This is a genomic window from Salinicola sp. 4072 (genome assembly GCF_036663415.1).
Lineage (GTDB): Bacteria > Pseudomonadota > Gammaproteobacteria > Pseudomonadales > Halomonadaceae > Salinicola > Salinicola salarius_A.
Window position 1 is genome coordinate 66,581 of sequence record NZ_JAXOVV010000012.1, and the last position, 22,616, is coordinate 89,196.

Sequence of the window (22,616 nt, forward strand, 5' to 3'; positions counted from 1 at the left end):
ATGCATGGAATGTATCGATTCAGCTTGGAAGCGCTCAATGAAGGACGCCTCCGCGAAAAGTCTGAAGCCATCATACTGCGCCCTGACCAATTTCTGCCTCCATACCAACGTATAATGTATACATTTTAGATTTGAGCGCAATCTCCTCCTCAAGCGAGTGCTTCCCACGAAGTGCTGCTCCCCACGATGAGGAGACACCATGGCTCTTTCCCCCCCGCGTCACGACGTATCCGAGCTGCCGATCATCGCCCTGGCCATGGGCGACCCTGCCGGCATCAGCGCCGAGTTGACGGCAAAACTGGCAGCGGACGACGCCGTCAACCGTGCCGCGCGCCTGGTCATCATCGGTGATCGTCGAATCTTCGACGAAGGCGCTCACACATGCTGGTGTCCGTGATCGGTGCAGCCGACGATGACACGCCAGCGTCAGCGGGCGTGCCGATGCAGTTTCATGGGGGTGTCTTTCGGCTCACCTTGGTCGCTGCCCGGGTCGGTCACGAAGCCCACCCAGTTCCAACACCCCGGACTTCTGCGCAGCCGCCATCCCCTGGGCGACGCGCTCGTACACCCACCAGGCGGTCGCCGCGGATGAAGTCCTCGGGCTGCGGCTGACGCGGCGCGGAGGCTCTGCAAAATAGCGGACTCCATGCTAACTCGGACACCCATTCCACGCACATCCGGACAGTGATTCTACGGCCAACCGGACACTTTTCTGGCAGGCAGCTACGCAGGATTTCGCTACCATCGGCCTCTTTTTCAAAGCGAAGAGGTCGCCGTGGAGCGTTTATCCATGCGTAAAATCCGAGAGATGTTGCGCCTCAGTTCGACTGAGGCCTGTCCGTGCGCAAGATCGCCCGCAGCCTGGGCATTAGCCACAGCAGTGCCGGTGATTATCTCTGCCGCTTTGCCACCAGCGGTCTCACCTGGCCCTGTTCGTTGTCGAATGCCGAGTTGGAGTAGCAACTGTTCCCGCCGGCCCCTGCGGTTGCCAGTGAGCAGCGGCCCCTGCCCGATTGGGCATGGGTGCATGCCGAACTGCGCCGCCCCGGCGTAACCCTGGCGCTGCTCTGGCAGGAGTACCGCCTGAGCCAGCCGCAGGGCTTCCGGTACAGCTGGTTCTGCGAAAATTACCGAGTCTGGCAGAGCAAGCTGGACGTGGTGATGCGTCAGGAGCACCGCGTCGGCGAGAAGCTATCCGTCGACTAAGCTGGCCAGACGGTGCCGGTGATCGACCGCCATAGCGGCGAGATCCGCCAGGAGCAGATGTTCGTCGCGGTGCTTGGTGCGTCCGGCTACACCTTCGCCGAAGCCACCTGGTCGCAGCAACTGCCGGACTGGCTGGGCTCGCACACCCGTTGCTTCGCCTTCCTCGGCGGCGTGCCGGAGATCGTGGTGCCGGACAACCTGCGCAGCGCGGTGAGCAAATCATCCAATAGAACACTGCTGTAAAAATTATTTTTACAAGGTGACTTCATGTGTATTGGAGGAGACTTTTTCATAAATTCGATTCTTTAATAACACGCGATTGAAGTAGCAAGTGACCTGCTCCCCGATTTCAGTCCCAAGCTGAAGTTAGTGGAGTCCGTTTTCCGAGCGGGAGACGGCAGTGAAAAGCATTTTACGGGAGAACAGATTTTCGACTTCTCAAGCAGGCAGGGGCCGGTGTGCCGGTGAAAGAGCTTTACCGGCGGCATGGGGAAACAGCTACTTTTTCAACAGAATCGGCCGAAAACGGGCTGTCCGAAAAACCAGAGGCGAGCCTGCTCGCCTCACCTTCAGAAGCTGTCGCGCAGCTCCGTCATCAGATTGCGCAATTCGCCATAACTCACCGTGTTTGTATGAACATCGTGATTCAACCCCATGAAATCAAGGGTGGCATCTTCAAATCGTTTCTAAGCGGGCCGGTTGAGAGCAACACCTCTCCTAAGACTGGAAACGCAACTTTCACATTTGCGCCTGGCCGGGCCCAAAGCAGGCCTGTCCAGCTTCCTGTGGCGAACAAATCACCAGCTTTCAATGGCCGGTTCTGAGTCGCTGCATGCCTCGCCAACCATGGTATCGAAGCCAAGGGGTCCGTGAAGGGATGGCTTCCAATACCGGAGATCTGCAGTCTCCCATCTACCCAAACCTCGACAGCCTGCTCCGACCAGTCTGCGGGAGGGTGGATTATTTCCCCTAAAACCAACGCGCGGTTGAGTTGTTGGTCGGCCAGACGAAGCAATGGATGAGCTCGCTCACCATTTTGAAAACGCGTATCGCACAACTCAATCCCGACCTGCCATGCTTCGATCGCTTCATATACTGCCGCGCGATCGACATCGCCATCGACATCTCGTCCAAGTTGTACGATCAGTTCACCCTCGATTCCGAACCGGTTGCAATAGCCATCAGGAACCTCCCAACCTGATAGATGAATTGCGCGGCTCGGGACACGCGCGGCGCTGACCAACTTCCCTGGGCTTCCACCAAGCTTCCAGGCTGTCACCGAAGACTCACTGAACCAACCAAGCTCCGAGGCGACGATTTGCTGAACCCGATAAGCGTCGGTTTCGGTCATCAAACCGAGCCCATCATGCGGCAAATTTCGCCGCTCTCGCCAAGCATGAAGCAATGCCGCTGCTACCTCGGTCGTGCCATTCATAGCGGCAGTTCATTTTGACGACGACGGGATTGAGCGGGAACAGGCCTTTCGCAGGTTAAAAACTTCCCATGCCCCGGCTTAGCCCTTGGTTCGCCGTCCCAGACGACCTCGCCTCGTGCCAGCGTTACTGCAGGCCATGCACTTAGCTGCATGCCTTCATAGGGGGTGTAATCAACGTTGTGATGCAACATGTCGTTGGTAACCCGTACCGGGTCGCCTTCATTCCAGATGACCAGGTCAGCATCCGCCCCGATTGCGATGCTGCCTTTGCGTGGGTACAAACCATACATCTTGGCGGCATTGGTAGATGTGAGTATTAATCGAGCATATGCATGTCCTTCGCCGTGCCGGCTGGTCAAGTGGTTCGCTGTTTCGATCAGAATCGGACCGCAATCGTGGCTCATCATTGACTCATTGGACGTGGAGCAAAACAGTTGAAGGCTGGGCAAAGAAGGCACAACTATCGCACATTAGCACTCATACCTTTCGTCATCTTCGTCTGACCCATCTGGCCCGGGCCGGCTGGAAGCTTCATGAATTAACCACCTATGCAGGACATCGCGATCCCAAAACCACGTTGGCTTACCTCCATCTATCGGGAGCAGACTTAACTGCAAAGATGTCGCACTCTGTAAGCAGCCTAGATGCTCGGATTTTTTGTGAACTCTTCGAGAATGAGGTATCACAATGAACACCTCTTCCGCCGACTATATTCCATTCGATGTGAGTCAATACGAACGTCAAACTACTCTATCGAATCTGGAACTGACCATACTTTCCAATCGTTCTTACCGTTCGGACTGGTGCTATCTACAATCGGAGATACCCGGACTCATGAGACCGCTCATTGACCTGGCGACTCACAGTGGGGTTTCCATGCGTTTAGCAATCATTTCGGTGGCAGCCATTCTCTGGAATATCAGCAAGACTGGCAAACCCCACTGGCTTTGGACTGAGTCACAGTGGCTGACTTTACTCATTAGCAAAGCAGGATCACGACCTTACCTTGCTTCTGTTGCCTATCACCTTGGCGGTTTTCGAGTACCACAGCGCCTTGATAAATTCCGGCACCCGGCGACATACGCCTCTTTTATCTTTGGCCATGAAGTATTCAGACATGAGCACGTTCGATTAAGCCGAGCGTTGAGATCGCTAGGTTATGCTGCGCTTCATCTTGAACAGTTCCTTTCCAGCGTACTGGGCACATTGATGCTGGAAAATGGCGATCCGCGACTGGAGACATTCACTGAGGAACTGCTTTTGAAGGGTCAGCAGCATCGAAGCGAAGGTGTTGCGAGATCGATTGGAAAGGTATCTCACGGACTAGCTGCAATGGGCATCCTGTCGAAACCTATTCGTATGCGAGGCTATATCAGTTGGCGAGAAAAAAGCATCGAAGGCATCGACCCAGCTTGGGTAATGTGGTGTCGTCGCTGGCGTGATACATCCACCTTACGTCCCCACACACGTGAAAGTAATTACAGTTTTCTCCTGAGAACTGGTCTTTGGTTGAAACGTGAGCAACCCGACACTGCAGCGCCCATCGATTGGAGCATGTCTACTTGCGCTGCCTTCATTGCCGCTGTTGATCGGATGACTGTCGGGGAATGGGCTTTGAAATCAGCGAAGGGAACAAACTTCAAAGGACTTGGACAGCCCATCGCTGCCAACTCAAAGCGCAGTTTTTTGCATGCATTGCGACGCTTTTTTACAGACTTTGAGCTGTGGGGCTGGGGACGTTTAAAGTTCAGTCCAAGATATCACCTGGCCACGCCAAGATCCGTAACATTCAACTCCGGCATTAACCCACGCGTTATTGATGATTCGACATGGCTCAAGCTTATTTGGGCAAGCCTCAATCTCGAACGTAATGATCTGCTTTCTGAGATTCATTACCCCCTATCGATGGTGCAAGCCCTTGCCGTGATATGGACTCACGCAGGTTTGCGCAGTAATGAAATTATGCGACTGGACAAAGAATGCGCACATTTCCAAACCAATGATGTGGTACACGAGGATGGGACTATCACTCCAGCAGGGTCCTTATGCTACCTCGATATTCCTGCCAGCAAAACATTCAAGCCCTTCGTCAAGCCCGTAGCGATAGCCGTAAAGAAATACATCGATGCTTGGCTGAAAGATAGACCTATCAACCAGGCCGCATTATTTGATGAGCGAACCGGGAGAAAAGTTAGCTATCTATTCCAGTTTCGAGGCAAACGCATAGGTTCCGGTGTTATCAATGGCACCATCATTCCTATATTGTGTGCCAAGGCAGGTGTACCTTTAGAAGACAGTCGCGGGCGAATCACAAGCCATAGGGGGCGTGCTTCCGCAGTGACGGCGCTTGCCAGCGTTCCTCAAGGCATGTCGCTGATAGAGTTGATGCAGTGGTCAGGACATAGCTCACCGAATTCGACTTTACATTATATTCGAGTTCGGCCTACCAAGCTGGCAGCATCATTTATCAAAGCTGATCAAATGGCCAATATGGTCTCCATCCTGATCGACCATGATGTAATTGCTCGCCATTCAGATGAGCCCTACACCTTCTATGACCTGGGTGACTCGTATTGTTCAAACCCTTTCTGGAGCAGCTGCCCACATCGCATGGCCTGTGCAGGTTGTGACTTTAACTTGCCAAAAGCCAGTGCAAGAGCCCAAGCCCTTGAAAGCAAGTCGTCTATCGGAAGATATTTAGAGGCAGTGCCTTTGACTCCCGACGAACGAGCTATTGCCGAGGGTGATCTGGAAAAATTGAAAGGTCTTATTCACAAGCTCGACAATGTGCCCACTCTGGACGGCAGAACACCAATTGAGATCGGGATCAAGAACCAAGGAAATTGAGATCTATCTTGCCCTTGTGCGCAAAACTGCATCCAGACTCAGGTTGGAAAATCAGCCCGCATGCATAGTTTGATACAGAATAGTGTCACCATGGCCCTGAAGATGCCACTCTGCGTTCGCAATACAAAGACTTTTTAAACCAGTTGAACAAATATATTTAAAATGTCGCGCTTATGACATTTCAGTCAATAATACTGATATAAAATATTTACTTTTACGAGCATTCACTCGACTTGAAGGCCGGCTTCTATTATATAAAAGCCGGCCCATACCTAATACTACTTAGCAGCCTTCCTCCATTTTATCCTGCATCATCATATGACGGCATTTTTTCATCTGAGGCATCATGCCATTGTTATGCATCATGCTTTCATGCTGCATTGCGTTTGAGTTTGACTGCTCATGGGTAGCCATTGATTGCATCATTGCCTCGGATTGTCCGGTACGGCTGGTATCCGTCAAGGCAAATGCCATCGATACTGAAGCTAGACCTGCAAATGTAATACCAGTAGCGAGCAAGGTTTTTACTTTACGCATTTGTATAATCCTCGAAATTTTCAATAGTGAACGTGACTTTTTCGTTTATTCAGGTTGCTGAGCGATACGCAGATATCGTGTTTTGGTTTTAGGGGCTTTCGGAAGCCGCTCTAACGATAACTTTGAAGTTGACTTTAAGGTCAAGATATAATTATCAGGCTGGCACAACCTAAAGCCACGCTTCAGTTCTTGCTCAGTTCTGTCACGACATGGTCAGCGCCCTGCAGTCCGAAATGAACCTTGTCGCCTACATTAATACCTTCCAATAGCGTCGGATCAGCCACCTTGAAGGCCATCTGCATCGCTGGCCAGTTGAGTGCCTCGATGGGGCCGTGAGCCAGGGTAATCTTCTGCGACTGTGGGTCGATAGCCTTGACCACGCCATCGCCCTCAACGGCTTTGGTCTGGTTCTGCCCCGATGATGACTTCATGTCCATATTCTGTATTTCCGCTGCCATGACAGGTAGTGTCTGGGTGGCCAGCACCAGCGTGGCAGCGGTCAGCAATGGACGAATCAGCTTATTCATGGGTAAATCCTCATAAGATGTGGAACGGTTAATCTTGTGTTGCATGATGAGAAATGGCGGCTCGATGACGCGGGGTACGCATCAGGCGATACACGATGGGCACCAGAAGCATTGAAACGAATGGGGCGGTAATCATCCCTCCGACCATTGGCGTGGCAATGCGGCTCATGACTTCCGATCCGGTACCGCTGCCTACCATGATCGGGATAAGTCCGGCGAGAATAACGGCTACAGTCATCGCTTTGGGACGTACGCGCAGTACTGCCCCTTCCTGAATAGCGGCATCGAGCGTCTGCGGCTCAAGAGTGCCATCTGCCGCGCGATAGCGTTCAATGGCCTGCTTGAGATAAAGCAGCATCACGACACTGAACTCGGCCGAGACGCCGGCCAATGCAATGAATCCTACCCCTGTGGCAATCGACATGTTGTAGCCGAGCAGATAAAGCAGCCACACCCCGCCAACCAGCGCGAAAGGCAGCGTGCTCATCAGCAGCACAGCTTCACCGATCCTGCGAAATGCCAGGTAAAACAGTACGAAGATAATTAACAGTGTGGCCGGTACGACGAGCTTGAGCCGCGCATTGGCACGTTGCATATATTCGAACTGGCCCGAGTAAGCGATCGAGGTACCGGGTGCGAGTTTGACCTGCTGACCGACCACCTCTTGCAGATCGGCGACTACCGAGCCGAGATCACGGTCGCGTACGTCGACATACACCAGCGTGGTCAGGCGTGCGTTCTCGCTCTTCAACATCGGCGGGCCTTCGCTCAGGCTGATATTCGCCACGCTATCGAGAGTGATCTGCGCGCCGCTGGCGGTAAGAATCGGTAGCTGGCGCATCTCTTCGAGCGAATCTCGCACGGCGCGTGGATAGCGCACGTTGATCGGATAGCGGGCCAGCCCTTCGACTGATTCGGCGATGTTCTTGCCACCGATCGCTGAGGAAATGATTGCCTGCACATCATTGATATTGAGCCCGTAGCGCGCCGCTGCTGCTCGGTCGATATTAATATCGACGTAGCGCCCGCCCTTGAGGCGCTCAGCCAGGGCCGAGGTCACCCCGGGCACCTTCTTCGCTGCCTGTTCGACCTGCTGGGCAATACGGTCAAGTTGAGTAATGTCGGTACCTGAAACCTTGACCCCAATCGGGCTTTTGATACCGGTGGCAAGCATGTCGATGCGGTTACGAATCGGCGGCACCCACACGTTGGTCAGGCCCGGTACCTGCACAATGCGATCAAGCTCCTCAACCAGCTTGTCAGGCGTCATACCAGGCCGCCACTCGTCACGTGGTTTAAAACGAATCGTTGTCTCGAACATGGTCAGGGGCGCCGGATCAGTAGCCGTTTCGGCGCGGCCGGCCTTGCCGAACACGCTTTCCACTTCAGGCACGGTCTTGATCAGGCGGTCGGTCTGCTGCAGCAATTGCGATGCCTTGCCCACCGATAGCCCCGGCAGGGCAGAGGGCATGTAGAGCAGGTCGCCTTCATCGAGTGGTGGCATGAATTCGCTGCCCAACCGATTGATGGGCCAGGCCGCGCTTGCCAACAACACCAGCGCCAGAAAGATCGTGGTTTTGGGGCGACGCAGCGTGACGTTGAGCAGCGGCCGGTATAACCAGATCAGCAGCCGGTTGAGCGGGTTGCGGTTCTCATCGGGAATTCGGCCGCGAATCCAGTAGCCCATCAATACCGGGATGAGGGTAATCGACAGGCCTGCCGCACCGGCCATGGCATAGGTCTTGGTGAATGCCAGCGGCCCGAACAGGCGACCTTCCTGAGCCTGCAGCGTGAACACCGGAATGAATGACAGCGTGATGATCAGCAGGCTGAAGAAGAGGGCTGGCCCTACTTCGGCAGCGGCATCGCCGATGACCGCCCAGCGGCGTTCTCCCTTGAGCACCTGCCCCGGATTGGCATGGTGCCAGGCCTCGAGCTTCTTGTGGGCGTTCTCGATCATGACCACGGCAGCATCGACCATTGCGCCAATGGCAATGGCCAGACCGCCCAGCGACATGATGTTGGCATTGATGCCCTGCCACTGCATGATCATAAAGGCAACCAGCAGACCCAGCGGCAGCGACAGGATCGCGACGAAAGCCGAGCGCAGATGCCAGAGAAACAATACACACACCAGCGCGACGACGATGAACTCTTCGATCAGCTTGTGGCTCAGGTTCTCGACAGCGTTCTCGATCAGCTGGCTGCGATCATAGGTGGGCACAATTTCGACGCCTTCGGGCAGGCTGCCCTTTAGCGTGGCTAGTCTGTCCTTGACCGCCTCTATCGTCGCCAGCGCATTGCCGCCGGAGCGCAGTACCACCACGCCGCCCACCACTTCGCCTTCGCCGTTGAGCTCGGCAATGCCGCGACGCATCTCGGGCCCGAGCTGAATCCTCGCCACGTCACCCAGCGTGACCGGGACGCCCTCGGCACTGGCCCTGAGCGGAATGTGCTGGAAGTCCTCAAGCGACTCGAGGTAGCCGGACGCCCGCACCATGTACTCGGTTTCGGCAAGTTCAAGCACCGAGCCGCCGGTTTCCTGGTTGGCATTCTGAATGGCCGAGATGACCTGACGCTGTGTAATGCCATAAGCGGCCAGTTTCGCTGGGTCAAGCACCACCTGGTACTGCTTGACCATACCGCCGATGGTAGCGACTTCGGCAACGCCGGGCAGACTCTTGAGCTCATATTTCAGGAACCAGTCCTGCAGGCTACGCAACTGGGACAGATCGTGCTGGCCGCTGCGATCAACCAGTGCGTATTCATACACCCAGCCCACGCCGGTCGCATCAGGGCCCAGCACTGGCGTGACATCATTGGGTAGCTGGCCCTGGGCCTGGCTCAGATACTCGAGCACCCGCGAACGCGCCCAGTAAAGGTCGGTATCGTCGTCGAACAGCACGTAGACATAGGAATCGCCGAAGAACGAATAGCCGCGTACCGTTTTGACCCCCGGAACCGACAACATCATGGTCGAAAGCGGGTAGGTCACCTGCTCTTCGACCAGCTGTGGCGCCTGACCGGGATAGGGGGTACGGACGATGACCTGCACATCGGACAGGTCCGGCAGTGCATCGAGCGGCATATTCTTGACCGAGACCACGCCGGCAACGGCGATGAATACAGTTGCCAGCAGCACCAGAAAGCGGTTGCCGATTGACCAGCGAATCACGCGTGCAATCATTGTGCGCCTCCGCTTTGCTGCAGCTGATCGATAACGTAACCGCTATCACCTTCGCGCATCGTGAAGGTCACGGTGTCGCCGACCTCAATATCTTCCGTCAATCCTGGGTCGGCCAGTTCGAATGGCATCGTCATCGCTGGCCAATCGAGCGCCGGGATGGGCTCATGCGACAGGGTAATCTGCGTGGCAGACAAGTCCTCGACACGTCCGCGGCTTTCAATCGACGCACTGCTGGCCTCTTCAGCCGACATGCTGCTCTGGGCGTCCATATTCATGTTGCCCATGGCTTCCGCGTTGCCAGTGCCCGCACTCTCTGTATCACCGAGACGATCGAGTGCACCGGCCAGACTGGCCTCGGAGTCGATCAGGAACTGACCCGATGCCACGACGCGCTGGCCTTCCTGCAGCCCATCGCGTATCTCGGTCTGCTGACCGGACTGTCTTCCCAGGGTAACGGTTACCGGCGTGAAGCCACCCTCACCGTCAGCGACGAGCACATAGTCGCGTTGACTGCCGTGCAGCACGGCCTCACTGGGTACGGTCAGTACGCTTTCTGCGGTGCTTTCAAGCTGGACACGCGCAAACATGCCGGGACGCAGGCGCAGCTCGGGGTTGGGCAGCGCGATGCGCACCTGCAGCGTACGGCTGGACGGATCATTTGTGGGCAGCACGGCAATCACCTGACCCTCGAACGTCTCGCCAGGATAGGCGGTCAACCGCGCTGTGGCAGACTGACCGACGCGGACCCGGCCGGCCTGGACTTCAGGCACAGCGGCTTCGAGCCAGACGGTGTCCAGCCCGTTGATCACTGCCAGTGGCGCACCTTTCTCCAACGCCATTCCTGCCCGGACATCGAGACGCTGCACGGTGCCGCCAATCGGCGCATGCATCGTGATGACGGGTTGGGCCCGGCGGTTTTTTTCGACACGCTCGATCAAGGCTGACGGCATTCCCATCAGTATCAGCCGTTGACGCGTAGCATTAATCAGAGTGCGATCATGGGTATTGAGCACAGCCAGATACTCTTCCAGCGCACCGCCCCAGGCGGGGATAAGCAGATCGGCCAGGGGCGCGCCCTGCTTGATCACATCACCCGGCGCAAGATCGTAGCTGCGCTCGACGAATCCTGAGCTGCGCGTCTGGACGATCGCTACATCGCGGTCGTTGAACTGCACGTTGGCGGCAGCCTCGATAGCGCTGGTGAGCGCGGTACGGGTAACCTGGACGGTGCGTACGCCAAGGTTCTGTACCACCCCCGGATTGATCCTGACGGCAGCATCTGTATTACCAGCTTCGTCGGCATACTTGGGTACCAGTGCCATATCCATGAACGGGGATTGCCCCGGCTGGTCGAAGTGCTGATCCGGCACCATCGGGTCATACCAGTACAACACCTCGCGCTGTTCACTCTGGTCCTGCGCTTTTTTGGATGCAGGCTCAGTCCCTGATGTATCCCGATGAATCAGCCAGGAGGTGATGCCCACGTTAGCAGCGGTCACGGTAACCAACAGGGCAGCCACTTTAAGCGTATTCTTATTCATTCATGGGCTCCCCATAGGAAAAGTGAAGCTGCATCGCGATCAGATCGCGCTGTTGTTTGAGATCAATGATGCGCAGGCGTTGGTCGATCAGTTCGCGGCGTGCGGCCAGGATGGCGTCGAGAGTGCTCTGGCCGTTTTTGTAGGCGGCGTACTGCAGCTCGACTTTCTGATTGGCGAGATCAAGCCAGGTGGTTTGCGCTCGATTGAGCTGTTGGGATAGTGCGGCGTAGTCGGCCAGCTGATGGTCCAGCTCACTCATTTGCTCACGCAGCAATGCATCGTATTCGAACTGAAGGCGTTCCACGGTGTGCTGACGGGCACGAATTGTCGGGTCCTGACGGCTGCCGGAGAACAGCGGCAGATCAAACGACACCTGTGCCGAGACCATGTCGCCGTAGCGTTCATCACGATGCTGGTAGGCCAGTTCAACGCCCCAGTCAGGACGCTTTTCGGCCTTCGCTTCAGCGAGTCTGGCCTCGGCAATGCGAGTCTGAGCACTCAAGGCAAGTACTTCGGGATAGCGTTTCAGACGTGTGCGCAGGGCTTCCGGCGCAATGGCAAAAGAAGGCGGTGTCCCTTCAAGCGGCTCATCGGCCGCATCGCCCACATAGCGGCGAAGCTCGGCGATGGCTGCGATCCGCTCGCTTTCCAGAGCGTCACGTCGGTCGGCAAGTTCGGCCACGGCTTGTCTGGCAAGCACACTGTCAGTCAGCGGGGCGCTGCCTGATGCGATCTGAGCCTGAACGGTAGTCGTGAGAAGGCGGTTTTCTTGGTCGAGTTCATCAAGCTGTTCAAGCTTGCGTTCCAGGTAGTAGCGCTTGAACCAGGCCTGCGCCGTATGGTGATGCACCATGAGATGCACCACAGAACGCAATGCCTGGGCATTTCCCAACTCGGCCTCGGCAATGGTCTTGCGGGCATGACGCTTGGCGCCATTGGGTATGGACTGCGATAAACCGATGCGCTGCATCGTCATCATGCTATCTGTCAGGCTGCCCCTGTCGGGGCCGGAAACGGGATAGTTGGTGACACCAAGACTTAGTCTGGGGTCAGGCAGTGCATCGGCAGGCTCAATCAATTCACGAGCGCTGGCGATACCAGACATGCTGGCAGCCAGTTCGGGGGCGTTTTGTACGCCTATTGCAAGGGCATCATTAAAGCTTAGTGATGAGGCATGAACGCCTCCGGCCATGCCCAGCCAGCCATTCATTAGCCAGCCAAACAGGACATGATATCTGTGAAGATACATGCTCTAACTCCAGATTTTTCAACGCACAGTCGTGCTTAACCTCGCAGTCGATAGAAGCTGCGAAAGTTGAATCTCAGTAGGGAGTCAGCTCAAACGAGGAGGGCGCCATAAGCCGTCGGTAGAACGGAAAACGGCAGGCGGGTCATACAGCAGAGGGGAAACGCGAACGGGATGTAAGGTATAGATGGATAAATTCGAGTTGGAGATATATAGCGCCATGCCGACAACACAGTCCTGCATTGGCGGGCATTTATCGCTCGAGTCGGGTTGTGATGCGAAATTTTGTGCCATCACATCACAATCCTGCTGGTCAGGTGCATCATGCATCATGAATGTTCCTGGCATCATCTCGCACTGCTCACCAACACCTGACGACGCCAACCCAAGGGCTGGAATCGATAGTGTCAATATCGCAATGAGAATAAGCCTGATGAACATCATGAGATGAAGCAGGTCCTGTGCAAAATTTACCCAGCCTTCATGATAAATACACAGAGACAAGAAAAGCCAGCATATTTTTCGCCATCTTCTTCGGTCTGTAATTAGACGTGCAATAGAGCATCCTGAAACAGGAAGTTGTCACACCACTGGCGAAGGCCCCCGGGACCTCTGTTTCCAAAAACCTATCGCTCAGTCATATCTCCATTAGGTATGAAAGCAGAAAATCCAAAGAATGCTGGTGCTCGAAAGCTGTAACGGCCAGCCTTGGCGGGCTCCTGCTCAGTGAACAGGGAAAGCATTGCTGCCATGACTTCTCAGACAGAACCTGACAAGCGACGCTGTATTTTATTGAGTAAAAGGACGAAACGGTTCGTATCCCTCTTGATTTTCCATTCCACATAAACGGCGACATGAGCGCCCGGGTGCGCGAGGTCCTCGAGGAGTTCTCCGCCGGCGTCGAGCCCTACTCCATCGACGAAATGTTCGTGAGATTCGACGGCTTCGACACGGCCACCACCCAGGCCCTGGCGCGCACGCTCTACCGCAACGTGCGCCAGTTCACCGGCATCCCCGTCTGCGTGGGCGTGGCGCCCACCCGCACCCTGGCCTTATCCGTAGAACATCAAACCTGGCTGAAAGCTCAATCAAGTCTGTTTCCTGACTTGTGCAAGTAGTGATATTCAATAGAACCTCAAGCTCAGCCTGTTCACCCCGCACAGCATGACAACTGCTTCACATCCTTGGTGAAGGTCTGGGCACAGAGCTTGAGGCCTTCCACCATGGTCAGGTAGGGAAACAGCTCATCACCGATGGCCTGTACGGTCATGCGTGCCCGCAGTGCCATCACCGCCGTCTGGATCAGCTCACCAGCTTCTCCCGCCACCGCCTGCACCCCCAGCAACCGCCCTGAGTCGCGTTCGGCCACCATCTTGATGAAACCACCGGTGTCGAAATTCACTAGCGCTCGTGGCACGTTCTCCAGGTCGAGCACGCGGGTCTCCACGCTGAAGCCCTGCTTGAGTGCCTCGGCTTCCGTCAGGCCGACGGTAGCCACCTGGGGGTCGGTGAAGATCACCGCCGGCATGGCGCTGAGATCCAGGGTGGCGTCGCCTTCCGTCATGTTGACGGCGGCCTGACTACCGCCAGCAGCGGCGACATAGACATACTCCGGCTGATCGGTGCAGTCACCGGCGGCATAGAGTCCCGGCACCGTGGTTTGCAGATGCTCATCCACCAGAATCACGCCACGCGCGGTTTCCACGCCGAGGCTCGCCAGGTTCAACGCCTCAGTGTTGGGTATCCGTCCGGTGGCCACCAGCAGTTGATCCGCCCGCAAGGTGCCGGCGTTGGTGTCGACAATGAATTCATTGTCGGTGTAGTCCACGCGGCTCGCCTGGGTCTGCTTGAGCACCTCGATGCCCTCACGGCGAAACGCCACCTCCACCGCGTCCCCCACGGCTGGGTCCTCTTGGGAGAGCAGGCGACTGCGGGCCAGTAGGGTGATCCGGCTGCCCAGCCGGGCGAAGGCCTGGGCCAGTTCCAGGGCCACCACCGAGGCGCCGATGACGATCAGCCGCTCAGGTAGGGTGTCCAGGGCCAGCGCACTGGTGGATGTCAAGTACGGAGTGTCAGCCAGGCCCGGGACTGGCGGTTCTGCGGGACGGGCGCCGGTGCCGATGAAGGCGCGATCGAAGCGGATGGTCTGCTCGCCGCCCTCATCCAGCCTGACCGCCAGGTGATGGGCATCGACGAACCGGGCCTCCCCCTTCATGACCGTAATGGCCGGGTGGTCGCGCAGAATCCCCTCGTACTTGGTATCACGCAGTTCCTCGACACGCCGTTGCTGTTGTTCGAGCAGCTTCGCCCGATCCACTACCGGCGCCTGGGCGCTCAGGCCCGCATCGAAGGGACTTGCCGTGCGCAAGTGGGCAATAAGCGCGGCGCGAATCATGATCTTCGAGGGCACACAGCCGGTGTTGACGCAGGTGCCACCGAGGGTACCGCGTTCGATCAGGGTAATGTGGGCGCCGCGTTCGGCGGCCTTCAGGGCCGCCGCCATGGCGGCGCCGCCGCTGCCGATGACCGCGATGTGCGGGGCGTCTGCACCGCGGCCCTTGGAAACCGATGCGTCTGCCGGAGAAGGTATCCCACTGTTGGCCAGTCGGGCCTGGTAGCCAAGTCGGGTCACGGCGAACGTCAACGCCGAGGCCGGTGTACCCGGATCAACGGCTACCGATGCCGTCCCCCGCGGATAGGATACCTCGACCGACTGCACGCCGGGCAGTTTCTCCAGGGCTTCCCTGACATGGTTCGCACAGCTGTCACAGGTCATGCCACTCACGTTGAGTTCAATCATCACGCTTCTCCGAGGCTTCATGGGTGCGGCAGGCGTCCTGCTTTCGCTTGCGGTGTCGAGCGTAGAGAGGTAAGCCGATGACGATGGCTAGGGCCAGGGCAGCGAAAAGCACGTAGTCGAGATAGCCTGTCAGCGCGGCCAGGCCCGCCGTGCCGAACAGAATCAGGACTATTGGCACGACGCAACACAACACCATCAGCACGCTGCCAAGCACGACGTTTGAAAATTTCTTCGGACCTTTCACGCTTATTCCTTCACCGTCGAGGGATAACCTGCATTGGCCGTGGCCTGGAGCAGGGCCTCAACCGTGGTCTTGGCATCGTCGAAGGTGACCACGGCCTCACGATCCGGGTAGCTCACGTCGATTTGCGAGACGCCGTCCACCTTGTTGAGTGCGGCCTTGACGGTGATCGGGCAGGCGGCGCAGGTCATGCCCGGTACCGAGAGCGTCACGGTCTGCAGGGCCGCCATGGCGGGCGAGCTGAGCAGCGCGAGTAGCGCGATGAGGGCGATACGAGTTTTCATGGGGAACCTCCTCTCAATAGAACCAGGGCAATGTGTAGGGAAAGACCAGCGCGATCAGTACCAGCAGCGACACGAGCCAGAAGATCACTTTGTAGGCCACACGGACTCGGGGCACAGCGCACACATCCCCCGGCTGGCACTGTTCCGCTGGCCGGAAGATCCTGCGCCAGGCGAAGAACATCGCCACCAGTGCCACACCGATGAAGAGGGGGCGGTAGGGTTCCAGGGCCGTCAGGTTGCCGATCCAGGCGCCGGAAATCCCCAGCATGATCAGCACCAGCGGGCCGAGGCAGCAGATCGAGGCAAGGAGGGCCGCAAGCCCTCCGGCAGCCAGGGGCCCTCGCCCCGTTTTCGATTTCCGCATGGACGCTTCTCCTTTCAGGACATGAGGTACTGCGATAAGGTTACTTCCGTAGTTGAATACGGAGTCAAGCGTCATGAAGAGACAGGCAGATAGAGTAGCGGGCACCATGACCATTGGTGGCCTGGCCAAGGCGGTTGGCGTCAATGTCGAGACCATCCGGTATTATCAGCGCCGCGGGCTACTCCCAGAGCCCGAACGTCCTGCCGGCAGTATTCGCCGCTATGGCACAGCCGACGTGGCGCGGCTGACCTTCGTCAAAACCGGCCAACGGCTGGGCTTCAGCCTGGACGAGATCACTGAGCTGTTGCGATTGGAGGATGGCACTCATTGCCAAGAGGCCAGCACACTGGCCGAGCATAAACTGCGGGATGTACGTGGGAAGATCGCCAGCCTCCAGCGTATCGAGCGGACACTGGCCCACCTGGTACATGCGTGTCATGAGCAGGAAGGGAGTATTACCTGCCCACTGATCGCCTCATTACACGAGGGCTTGATCAGCGGGGAACAGCAGCCCCCCAGAAATTGAAACCGGCAAACCTCGGGACCTTCGAAAGATAGCCCGTCTCCATCCGCTGGATGCCGAAGCCGGCGTGCTCGATGAGCTCGGGTATGTCGCGGTTGAGATGGCAGCCCCCCGCCACCTTGCACCACAGGGGGTTGACGCGGTCCTGCCACTGTCGCACGGCCTCGTCGGGTGCCGTGCCGTGCTCGCAGAACAACAACTGGCTACCCGGCTTGAGGACGCGACGCATCTGCTCGAGCGCGCGGTGCCAGTCCGGAATCGTGCACAGGGTGTAGGTGAGCACCACGGTATCGACACTGTTGTCGTCGAGAGGGATCTCCTCTCCCGGTAGGTCCAGCCAGCGCACCTCGAACGGCGCGCGGGTGACGTTGCGGCGCGCCTTGCGGCGCATGCCCTCGGAGGGTTCGAGCCCCCAGACCAGTTCGACCCGGCGCGGATCGTAGTGGGGAAGGTTGAGTCCGGACCCCATGCCCACCTCTAGGACTCGGCCCCGTGCCTGCGGCACCACGGCCGCCCGCTGGCGCTCGACCACTTCGTGGCCACACGCCAGGTGGAGGAGGTGTGGCAAAACGTGATTCTCGTAGAAGGACATCAGGAACCGCCTTCAGTGTGGTTGTCGCATGACTGATATACGGCCGGGCTACCCCAGTGTCGCCAGCGAGGGAAACAAGTCGACCATGATGCTGGAGAGCCGCGTCATGGTGCCCGAGACGATAGCGATGCCCATCAGGATCACGATCGTGCCGGCGATCGGGCGAGCATAGGCACTCCACCTGCCCAGACTTTGCCGATGCAGGGCGATTCGATTGATCAGCAGGGTACTGGCGAGAAAGGGCAGCGCCAGGCCCGCCGAGTAGGCGCTGAGATAGATCATGCCGGCCTGGGCACTGGCGGCGCTGGAGGTGGCCATCAGGATGGCGCCCAGGATGGGGCCGATACAGGGCGTCCAGCCGATGGCGAAGGAGACCCCGAACACCGTCGCCGACAGCGGGGAGCCACCCTGGACGTTCGGTGTGAACTGAAGGGTGCGCTGGAACAGCGGCAACCGGAACACACCGGTCATGAACAGGCCCAGCACGATCACCGCCGAGCCGGCGACCCAGTTGAATTCCTGGCGATACCCCCGCATCAGTTGGCCGATACCACTGGCGCCGAGTCCCAACAGGATGAACACGATGCTGAAGCCGAAGACGAAGAAGGCACTGAGGATCAATGCCTCCAGGCGTCTATCGGCCTTGCCGGCACTACCACCCGTGACCACCGACAGGTAGGCCGGTAGCAGCGGCAGCGTGCAGGGCGAGAAGAAGGACACCAACCCGCCGGCGAAGGCGCCGATCAAGCCAATAGAAGAGAGAGATTCCAAGGCGTTACGCTTCCTGGGGGCAAGGTGCTCGATGCGAAGCAGCCTAGGGCCAGCCGCCTACTTCGGACATGGTTCGGCGAAAGATTCTAAAGGTTGCATCTACTGCAAGGTCAACCATGGATACATATCTTCCGATATAACGCAAAAGAATATGCTCCTTTCCTCGAAAGCCCTTGACCTTGAAGTTGACTTTAAGGATATCGTGCGTAGTGCATCATCTAACACTTGCCAGAGATAAGGAAAGCGAGATGACCCTACAGCTAGGGGAGATAGCTCCCGATTTCACGGTCGAATCCACCGAAGGCACGCTTGGCTTTCATCAGTGGCTGGGCAAGGACTGGGCCGTGCTGTTCTCGCACCCCGCCGATTATACGCCAGTCTGCACCACGGAACTGGGCGCGTTTGCCAGGCGCAAGGACGAGTTCGCCGCGCGTGGCGTCAAGCTGGTGGGGGTGTCGGTTGATCCCCTCGCTTCCCACCACGACTGGGCGGGGGATATTGAGCAGACCCAGGGCGCGGCCCTGAACTACCCCCTGCTGGCGGACGCGGACCAGGTGGTGGCGCAGTTATATGGAATGATCCACCCGAAAGCCGACCCCAAGGTGACGGTGCGTACCGTCTTCATCATCGATTCCGACAAGAAAATCCGCCTGACCTTGACCTATCCGCCCAGCACCGGGCGTAACGTCGACGAGCTCCTGCGGGTCATCGACTCGCTCCAGCTAACCGACAAGCACAAGGTGGCCACGCCTGTCGACTGGCAAAATGGTGACGATGTCATCATCTTGCCGTCGCTCTCGGATGACGACGCAAGACAACACTTCCCCGAGGGTTGGGACGCCAAGACGTCCTACCTGCGAGTCGTGCGCCAACCGGACTAATCGGCACCACGGCCGCGAATCAGGCCGCCTGTCCCAGGCGGCCTGTTGGAAGCTCCGATTCACAGTGTCGTGAGGTGAAGCTATGCAAACACTCAGTATCGGCGAGCTTGCCGAACGCAGCGGGGTCGCCAGCCAGGCGATTCGTTTCTACGAGAAAGAGAAACTCATGCCCGCCCCCCAGCGGACGGACGCCAATTATCGTCGTTATCCCCTGGATGCCGTGGCCAGGCTGCAATTCATCGTCCATGCCAAGCAGTGGGGCTTCACGCTCGAGGAAATCCGTGAGCTGTTGATCCTCCAGGATGCCAACGGCGACCGGGCGCAGGCCAAGCGCATCGCCGGAGAGAAACTGCACAAGATCCGCGAGCAAATTCGACATCTCTCGCGGATCGAGGCCGTGTTGTCGAAGACACTCGACGAATGTGCGGGCGAAGGGCCGATGCAGGAAGGCTGCCCGATCGTCGAGGCCATCGCCGAGAAGGCCGAATGATCGACATCGTCGCCCCCGGCAGCGTAACGCAGGGTATCCAACGCTCGCACGCCGAGCCGTCGATAAATCGAGTAGGGAGAGCACAATGATGGCGGAAAGCGTCGATATCGAGATTCGCGGCATGTCCTGTGCCTCCTGTGTCGGGCGCGTGGAGCGGGCCCTCGGCCAGCAGCCGGGCGTCATCGACGCTCAGGTGAACCTGGCCACGCAGAAGGCCGCGATCCAGATAGAGGGAAGCACCACGACTGCCAACCTGGTCGATGTCATCGAAACGGCGGGTTATCAACCGGTAGTGGAGAGCCTCGACATTCCCGTCACCGGCATGAGCTGCGGATCCTGCGTCTCGCGGATAGAGCGAGCGCTCGGCAAGCTACCCGGCATGGTGGAGGTGAGCGTCAATCTTGCCACCCAGAAGGCCTCTGTCCGTTTCCTGCCGGGGACCGTATCGCGGTCGCGCATTCAGCATGCCATCCGCGAGGCGGGCTATGAACCGCAGGATGTCGGTACGCCGCAACAGGCGGACAGCAAGGACCGGGAGAGAGCCCAGCTTCGCCACCGAGTCGTGCTTGCTGCAGTGCTCACAATCCCGGTGGCCATCATCGCCATGGGCAAGATGATCCCGGCGCTGGAGGCGCTGTTATCGAGTCTGATGCCGCATCGCGGCTGGATGGGCGTCGAGTGGCTGCTGACCACCCCCGTGCAGTTCTATGCCGGGGCACGCTTCTATCGTGCCGGCTACGCCGAACTCCGACACGCCAACCCAGGCATGAATAGCCTGGTCATGATCGGCTCGAGCGCCGCCTACTTCTATTCGGTCGCCGCCCTGCTGGCGCCCGGGTTCTTCCCCTCCGGTACCGCCGTGAGCTACTTCGAGGCGGCAGCCGTGATCGTGACGCTGATCCTGTTGGGACGCTACTTCGAGCACATCGCCAAAGGCCGCACCTCCGAGGCGATCAAGAAGCTCCTGCAGTTACAGGCGAAAACCGCCCGCGTCATTCGCGACGGTGAAGCGATCGAGGTGCCGATCGAGGCCGTCGTGCCCGGCGATCGCATACTGGCCCGCCCGGGGGAGCGTATCCCAGTGGATGGCATCGTTGAAGAAGGCCATTCCTACGTCGACGAGTCGATGATCAGCGGTGAACCGGTGCCGGTTGCCAAGCAGCAGGATGCCGAAGTCGTCGGCGGCACCATCAACAAGAACGGCGCGCTTACCTTCCGCGCCACTCGGGTCGGTGCCGACACCGTGCTGTCGCAGATCGTCAAGATGGTGGAATCGGCCCAGGCCGAGAAGCCCCCGATCCAGCAGCTGGCCGACAAGATCGCCGGGGTGTTCGTGCCCGCGGTCATCGTCATCGCCCTGATCACCTTCGGGGTGTGGTTCGCCTTCGGGCCAGCGCCGGCCCTGTCCTTCGCCTTCGTCACCACGGTGAGCGTGCTGCTGATCGCTTGCCCCTGCGCGATGGGCCTGGCCACCCCGACCGCGATCATGGTCAGTACCGGCAAGGGCGCCGAGATGGGAGTGTTGTTCCGCAAGGGCGCGGCGCTCGAGACGCTGGCCAAGATGGATACCGTCGTGCTCGACAAGACCGGCACCCTGACTCAGGGTCGCCCCGAGCTGACCGATTTCGAGGTGATCGAGGGGAACGAGAGCGAAGTGCTCCAACTGGTCGCGGCTGTGGAAGCCCACAGCGAGCACCCCATCGCCGAGGCCATCGTGCGCGGCGCCCAGACGCGTGGACTCGAGCTGCCGGCCGTCAGTCATTTCAGCGCCGAACCGGGCTACGGCATCGAGGCCGAGGTCGCCGGCCACCGGCTTCATGTGGGGGCCGATCGCTATATGCATCGGCTGGGGATCGAGCTCGGCCAGGCGGAAGCATGCGCCAAGGCGTTTGCCGAGGACGCCAAGAGCCCCCTCTATGCCGCGGTGGACGGCCGGCTCGCCGCGGTCATCGCGGTGTCCGATCCGCTCAAGGAAGGCTCGATCGAGGCCATCACGGCGCTCGAGGCGCTGGGGCTGGAAGTGGCCATGCTCACCGGCGACAACCGCGCCACCGCCGAGGCCATCGCCAGACAGGTCGGCATCCAGCGGATTCTCTCCGAGGTGTTGCCGGACCAGAAAGCGGACGAGATCAAGCGACTACAGGCCGTGGGCGGCAAGGTCGCGTTCGTGGGCGACGGCATCAACGATGCCCCGGCGTTGGCGCAGGCCGACGTGGGCATCGCCATCGGTACCGGGACGGATATCGCCATCGAGGCCGGCGACGTAGTGCTGATGCGTGGCGACCTGAGGGGAATCGTCAATGCCGTGGCGCTCTCCAAGCGTACCCATCGGACCATCATCGGGAATTTCGTCTGGGCCTATGGCTACAACGTGGCGCTGATCCCCGTGGCGGCGGGCGTGCTCTATCCGTTCATCGGCGTATTGCTCAACCCTATGCTGGCGGCTGCCGCCATGAGTGTCTCCAGCGTCTTCGTGTTGACCAACTCGTTGCGGCTACGCCGCTTCACGCCGGATATCGATGACGCTTCGCCGGTGACGAGCGGTGAACCCCAGGCGGTTCGGGCCCACCAAGTCTGAGTAGCAAAATTTAATAGGAGACCAAGATGATGGGAAGCGAAGCATGCACGTGGGGGATGGCGGGGATGGGGCTCATTTCCATCCTGCTGATTATTGCGTTGGTGCTTGGCGTCGCCGCGCTCGCCAAGTATCTGTTCTTCGGAAAGAAGCGTGATAGCTGACAACCAATCGCTACGACAGGTTCGATTCCCCGGGTTGATCAGAGAGCGATGAAGAGGCCGTTCATGAAGAAAATCATCTACTCCACTTATTGCCTTGCTGTTGTAGGGCTGTTCGGTCTCATTACGCTCCCCGCTCTGGCGGAGGAAACGGGGGGCGATTCTCTTGAAGGCCACCAGGCCATTAGTACAGCCGATACTGGAACACCCCTACCCGCATCGATTACGGCATTATTGGATCAAGGACTCAAATTCCACGGAACCTTTAATGCCCCGGGAGATATACAAGGTTATGCCTTGTCCTATGATAATGAGCCCGTGGCGGCTTATATTCCCTCCACTTCCGACCAGAGCTATGGTGATTTCTGGTGTATGAGAGAAGGTAGGAAGGGTGGCGTATCCTGTTGA

At 58.3% G+C, this 22,616-nt stretch carries 23 protein-coding genes and 1 pseudogene; 11 read left to right on the top strand and 13 right to left on the bottom strand.

Annotated elements, in window-relative coordinates; genetic code table 11:
* The first annotated feature begins 199 nt into the window (after positions 1–199).
* Entirely contained in the window at positions 200–397 is a 198-nt protein-coding gene (locus R3F72_RS10075) for a hypothetical protein (protein WP_087718883.1), read from the top strand.
* 393 nt (positions 398–790) lie between these two features.
* Positions 791–1,428 (top strand): annotated as a pseudogene (istA, locus tag R3F72_RS10080) (IS21 family transposase); the annotation flags it as partial.
* A gap of 424 nt (positions 1,429–1,852) precedes the next feature.
* Here istA and R3F72_RS10085 read toward each other — a convergent pair.
* On the bottom strand, positions 1,853–2,641 hold the full coding sequence (locus tag R3F72_RS10085) for a 2-keto-4-pentenoate hydratase (RefSeq protein WP_087718882.1): 789 nt from the start codon (positions 2,639–2,641) through the stop codon (positions 1,853–1,855).
* Positions 2,638–3,045, bottom strand: a complete 408-nt coding sequence (locus tag R3F72_RS10090; protein ID WP_256961190.1) for an amidohydrolase family protein — start codon at positions 3,043–3,045, stop codon at positions 2,638–2,640. Before R3F72_RS10090 ends, R3F72_RS10085 begins: the two co-directional genes overlap by 4 nt.
* Between R3F72_RS10090 and R3F72_RS10095 the strand changes: the two genes are divergently transcribed.
* Together R3F72_RS10095 and R3F72_RS10100 are read left to right on the top strand one after the other, a co-directional pair.
* Positions 2,970–3,332 carry a site-specific integrase gene (locus R3F72_RS10095; protein WP_332779561.1) on the top strand — a complete coding sequence of 121 codons (363 nt, stop codon included), beginning with the start codon at positions 2,970–2,972 and terminating at the stop codon, positions 3,330–3,332. The genes R3F72_RS10090 and R3F72_RS10095 overlap by 76 nt on opposite strands.
* Positions 3,329–5,488: a tyrosine-type recombinase/integrase gene (locus R3F72_RS10100; RefSeq protein ID WP_303852970.1), complete on the top strand. Its 2,160-nt coding sequence runs from the start codon at positions 3,329–3,331 to the stop codon at positions 5,486–5,488. The genes R3F72_RS10095 and R3F72_RS10100 overlap by 4 nt, the downstream gene beginning before the upstream one ends.
* Before the next feature lie 282 nt (positions 5,489–5,770).
* On the opposite strand, the gene R3F72_RS10105 is transcribed toward R3F72_RS10100, so the two are convergent.
* The 5 genes from R3F72_RS10105 to R3F72_RS10125 form a co-directional block, all read right to left on the bottom strand.
* Positions 5,771–6,025: a hypothetical protein gene (locus R3F72_RS10105; protein WP_087721088.1), complete on the bottom strand. Its 255-nt coding sequence runs from the start codon at positions 6,023–6,025 to the stop codon at positions 5,771–5,773.
* 182 nt (positions 6,026–6,207) lie between these two features.
* On the bottom strand, positions 6,208–6,552 hold the full coding sequence (locus R3F72_RS10110; RefSeq protein WP_286987831.1) for a copper-binding protein: 345 nt from the start codon (positions 6,550–6,552) through the stop codon (positions 6,208–6,210).
* A gap of 28 nt (positions 6,553–6,580) precedes the next feature.
* A complete protein-coding gene (locus R3F72_RS10115; protein WP_332779562.1) occupies positions 6,581–9,739 on the bottom strand; it encodes an efflux RND transporter permease subunit in 3,159 nt (1,052 codons plus the stop codon).
* Positions 9,736–11,280 (bottom strand): efflux RND transporter periplasmic adaptor subunit, encoded by a 1,545-nt coding sequence (locus R3F72_RS10120; RefSeq protein WP_087720517.1) that lies wholly within the window; start codon positions 11,278–11,280, stop codon positions 9,736–9,738. Before R3F72_RS10120 ends, R3F72_RS10115 begins: the two co-directional genes overlap by 4 nt.
* Entirely contained in the window at positions 11,273–12,529 is a 1,257-nt protein-coding gene (locus tag R3F72_RS10125) for a TolC family protein (protein ID WP_218777061.1), read from the bottom strand. The genes R3F72_RS10120 and R3F72_RS10125 overlap by 8 nt, the downstream gene beginning before the upstream one ends.
* A gap of 851 nt (positions 12,530–13,380) precedes the next feature.
* On the opposite strand from R3F72_RS10125, the gene R3F72_RS10130 reads away from it, so the two are divergent.
* Complete coding sequence (locus R3F72_RS10130) at positions 13,381–13,644, top strand: Y-family DNA polymerase (RefSeq protein WP_256961342.1); 264 nt, start codon at positions 13,381–13,383, stop codon at positions 13,642–13,644.
* Between the two features lie 32 nt (positions 13,645–13,676).
* Here R3F72_RS10130 and merA read toward each other — a convergent pair whose 3' ends face one another.
* From merA to merT, 4 genes are read right to left on the bottom strand one after another with little or no spacing between them, the layout of a single operon-like run.
* Positions 13,677–15,326, bottom strand: a complete 1,650-nt coding sequence (gene merA / locus R3F72_RS10135; RefSeq protein ID WP_332779563.1) for a mercury(II) reductase — start codon at positions 15,324–15,326, stop codon at positions 13,677–13,679.
* Positions 15,319–15,570: a mercury resistance system transport protein MerF gene (gene merF, locus R3F72_RS10140; protein WP_143543307.1), complete on the bottom strand. Its 252-nt coding sequence runs from the start codon at positions 15,568–15,570 to the stop codon at positions 15,319–15,321. Before merF ends, merA begins: the two co-directional genes overlap by 8 nt.
* A 2-nt stretch (positions 15,571–15,572) precedes the next feature.
* Positions 15,573–15,851, bottom strand: a complete 279-nt coding sequence (merP, locus tag R3F72_RS10145; RefSeq protein ID WP_087720519.1) for a mercury resistance system periplasmic binding protein MerP — start codon at positions 15,849–15,851, stop codon at positions 15,573–15,575.
* A 13-nt stretch (positions 15,852–15,864) separates the two neighbouring features.
* Positions 15,865–16,215 carry a mercuric ion transporter MerT gene (gene merT / locus R3F72_RS10150; protein ID WP_087720520.1) on the bottom strand — a complete coding sequence of 117 codons (351 nt, stop codon included), beginning with the start codon at positions 16,213–16,215 and terminating at the stop codon, positions 15,865–15,867.
* 73 nt (positions 16,216–16,288) lie between these two features.
* On the opposite strand from merT, the gene merR reads away from it, so the two are divergent.
* Positions 16,289–16,741 (top strand): Hg(II)-responsive transcriptional regulator, encoded by a 453-nt coding sequence (merR, locus tag R3F72_RS10155; protein ID WP_087720521.1) that lies wholly within the window; start codon positions 16,289–16,291, stop codon positions 16,739–16,741.
* Here merR and R3F72_RS10160 read toward each other — a convergent pair.
* On the bottom strand, positions 16,710–17,306 hold the full coding sequence (locus R3F72_RS10160; protein WP_256961343.1) for a class I SAM-dependent methyltransferase: 597 nt from the start codon (positions 17,304–17,306) through the stop codon (positions 16,710–16,712). The two genes, merR and R3F72_RS10160, sit on opposite strands and share 32 nt — an antisense overlap.
* 72 nt (positions 17,307–17,378) lie before the next feature.
* Positions 17,379–18,101 (bottom strand): cytochrome c biogenesis CcdA family protein, encoded by a 723-nt coding sequence (locus tag R3F72_RS10165; protein ID WP_087720523.1) that lies wholly within the window; start codon positions 18,099–18,101, stop codon positions 17,379–17,381.
* A 248-nt stretch (positions 18,102–18,349) separates the two neighbouring features.
* Between R3F72_RS10165 and R3F72_RS10170 the strand changes: the two genes are divergently transcribed.
* The 5 genes from R3F72_RS10170 to R3F72_RS10190 all read left to right on the top strand — a co-directional run bounded on the left by R3F72_RS10170 (position 18,350) and on the right by R3F72_RS10190 (position 22,616).
* Positions 18,350–18,982 carry a peroxiredoxin gene (locus tag R3F72_RS10170; protein ID WP_087720524.1) on the top strand — a complete coding sequence of 211 codons (633 nt, stop codon included), beginning with the start codon at positions 18,350–18,352 and terminating at the stop codon, positions 18,980–18,982.
* A gap of 82 nt (positions 18,983–19,064) precedes the next feature.
* Entirely contained in the window at positions 19,065–19,472 is a 408-nt protein-coding gene (locus tag R3F72_RS10175) for a heavy metal-responsive transcriptional regulator (RefSeq protein ID WP_087720525.1), read from the top strand.
* Positions 19,473–19,560: 88 nt separating this feature from the next.
* Positions 19,561–22,050: a heavy metal translocating P-type ATPase gene (locus R3F72_RS10180; protein ID WP_087720539.1), complete on the top strand. Its 2,490-nt coding sequence runs from the start codon at positions 19,561–19,563 to the stop codon at positions 22,048–22,050.
* Between the two features lie 26 nt (positions 22,051–22,076).
* A complete protein-coding gene (locus tag R3F72_RS10185; protein WP_023005305.1) occupies positions 22,077–22,211 on the top strand; it encodes a hypothetical protein in 135 nt (44 codons plus the stop codon).
* A 63-nt stretch (positions 22,212–22,274) separates the two neighbouring features.
* A complete protein-coding gene (locus R3F72_RS10190; protein ID WP_332779564.1) occupies positions 22,275–22,616 on the top strand; it encodes a hypothetical protein in 342 nt (113 codons plus the stop codon).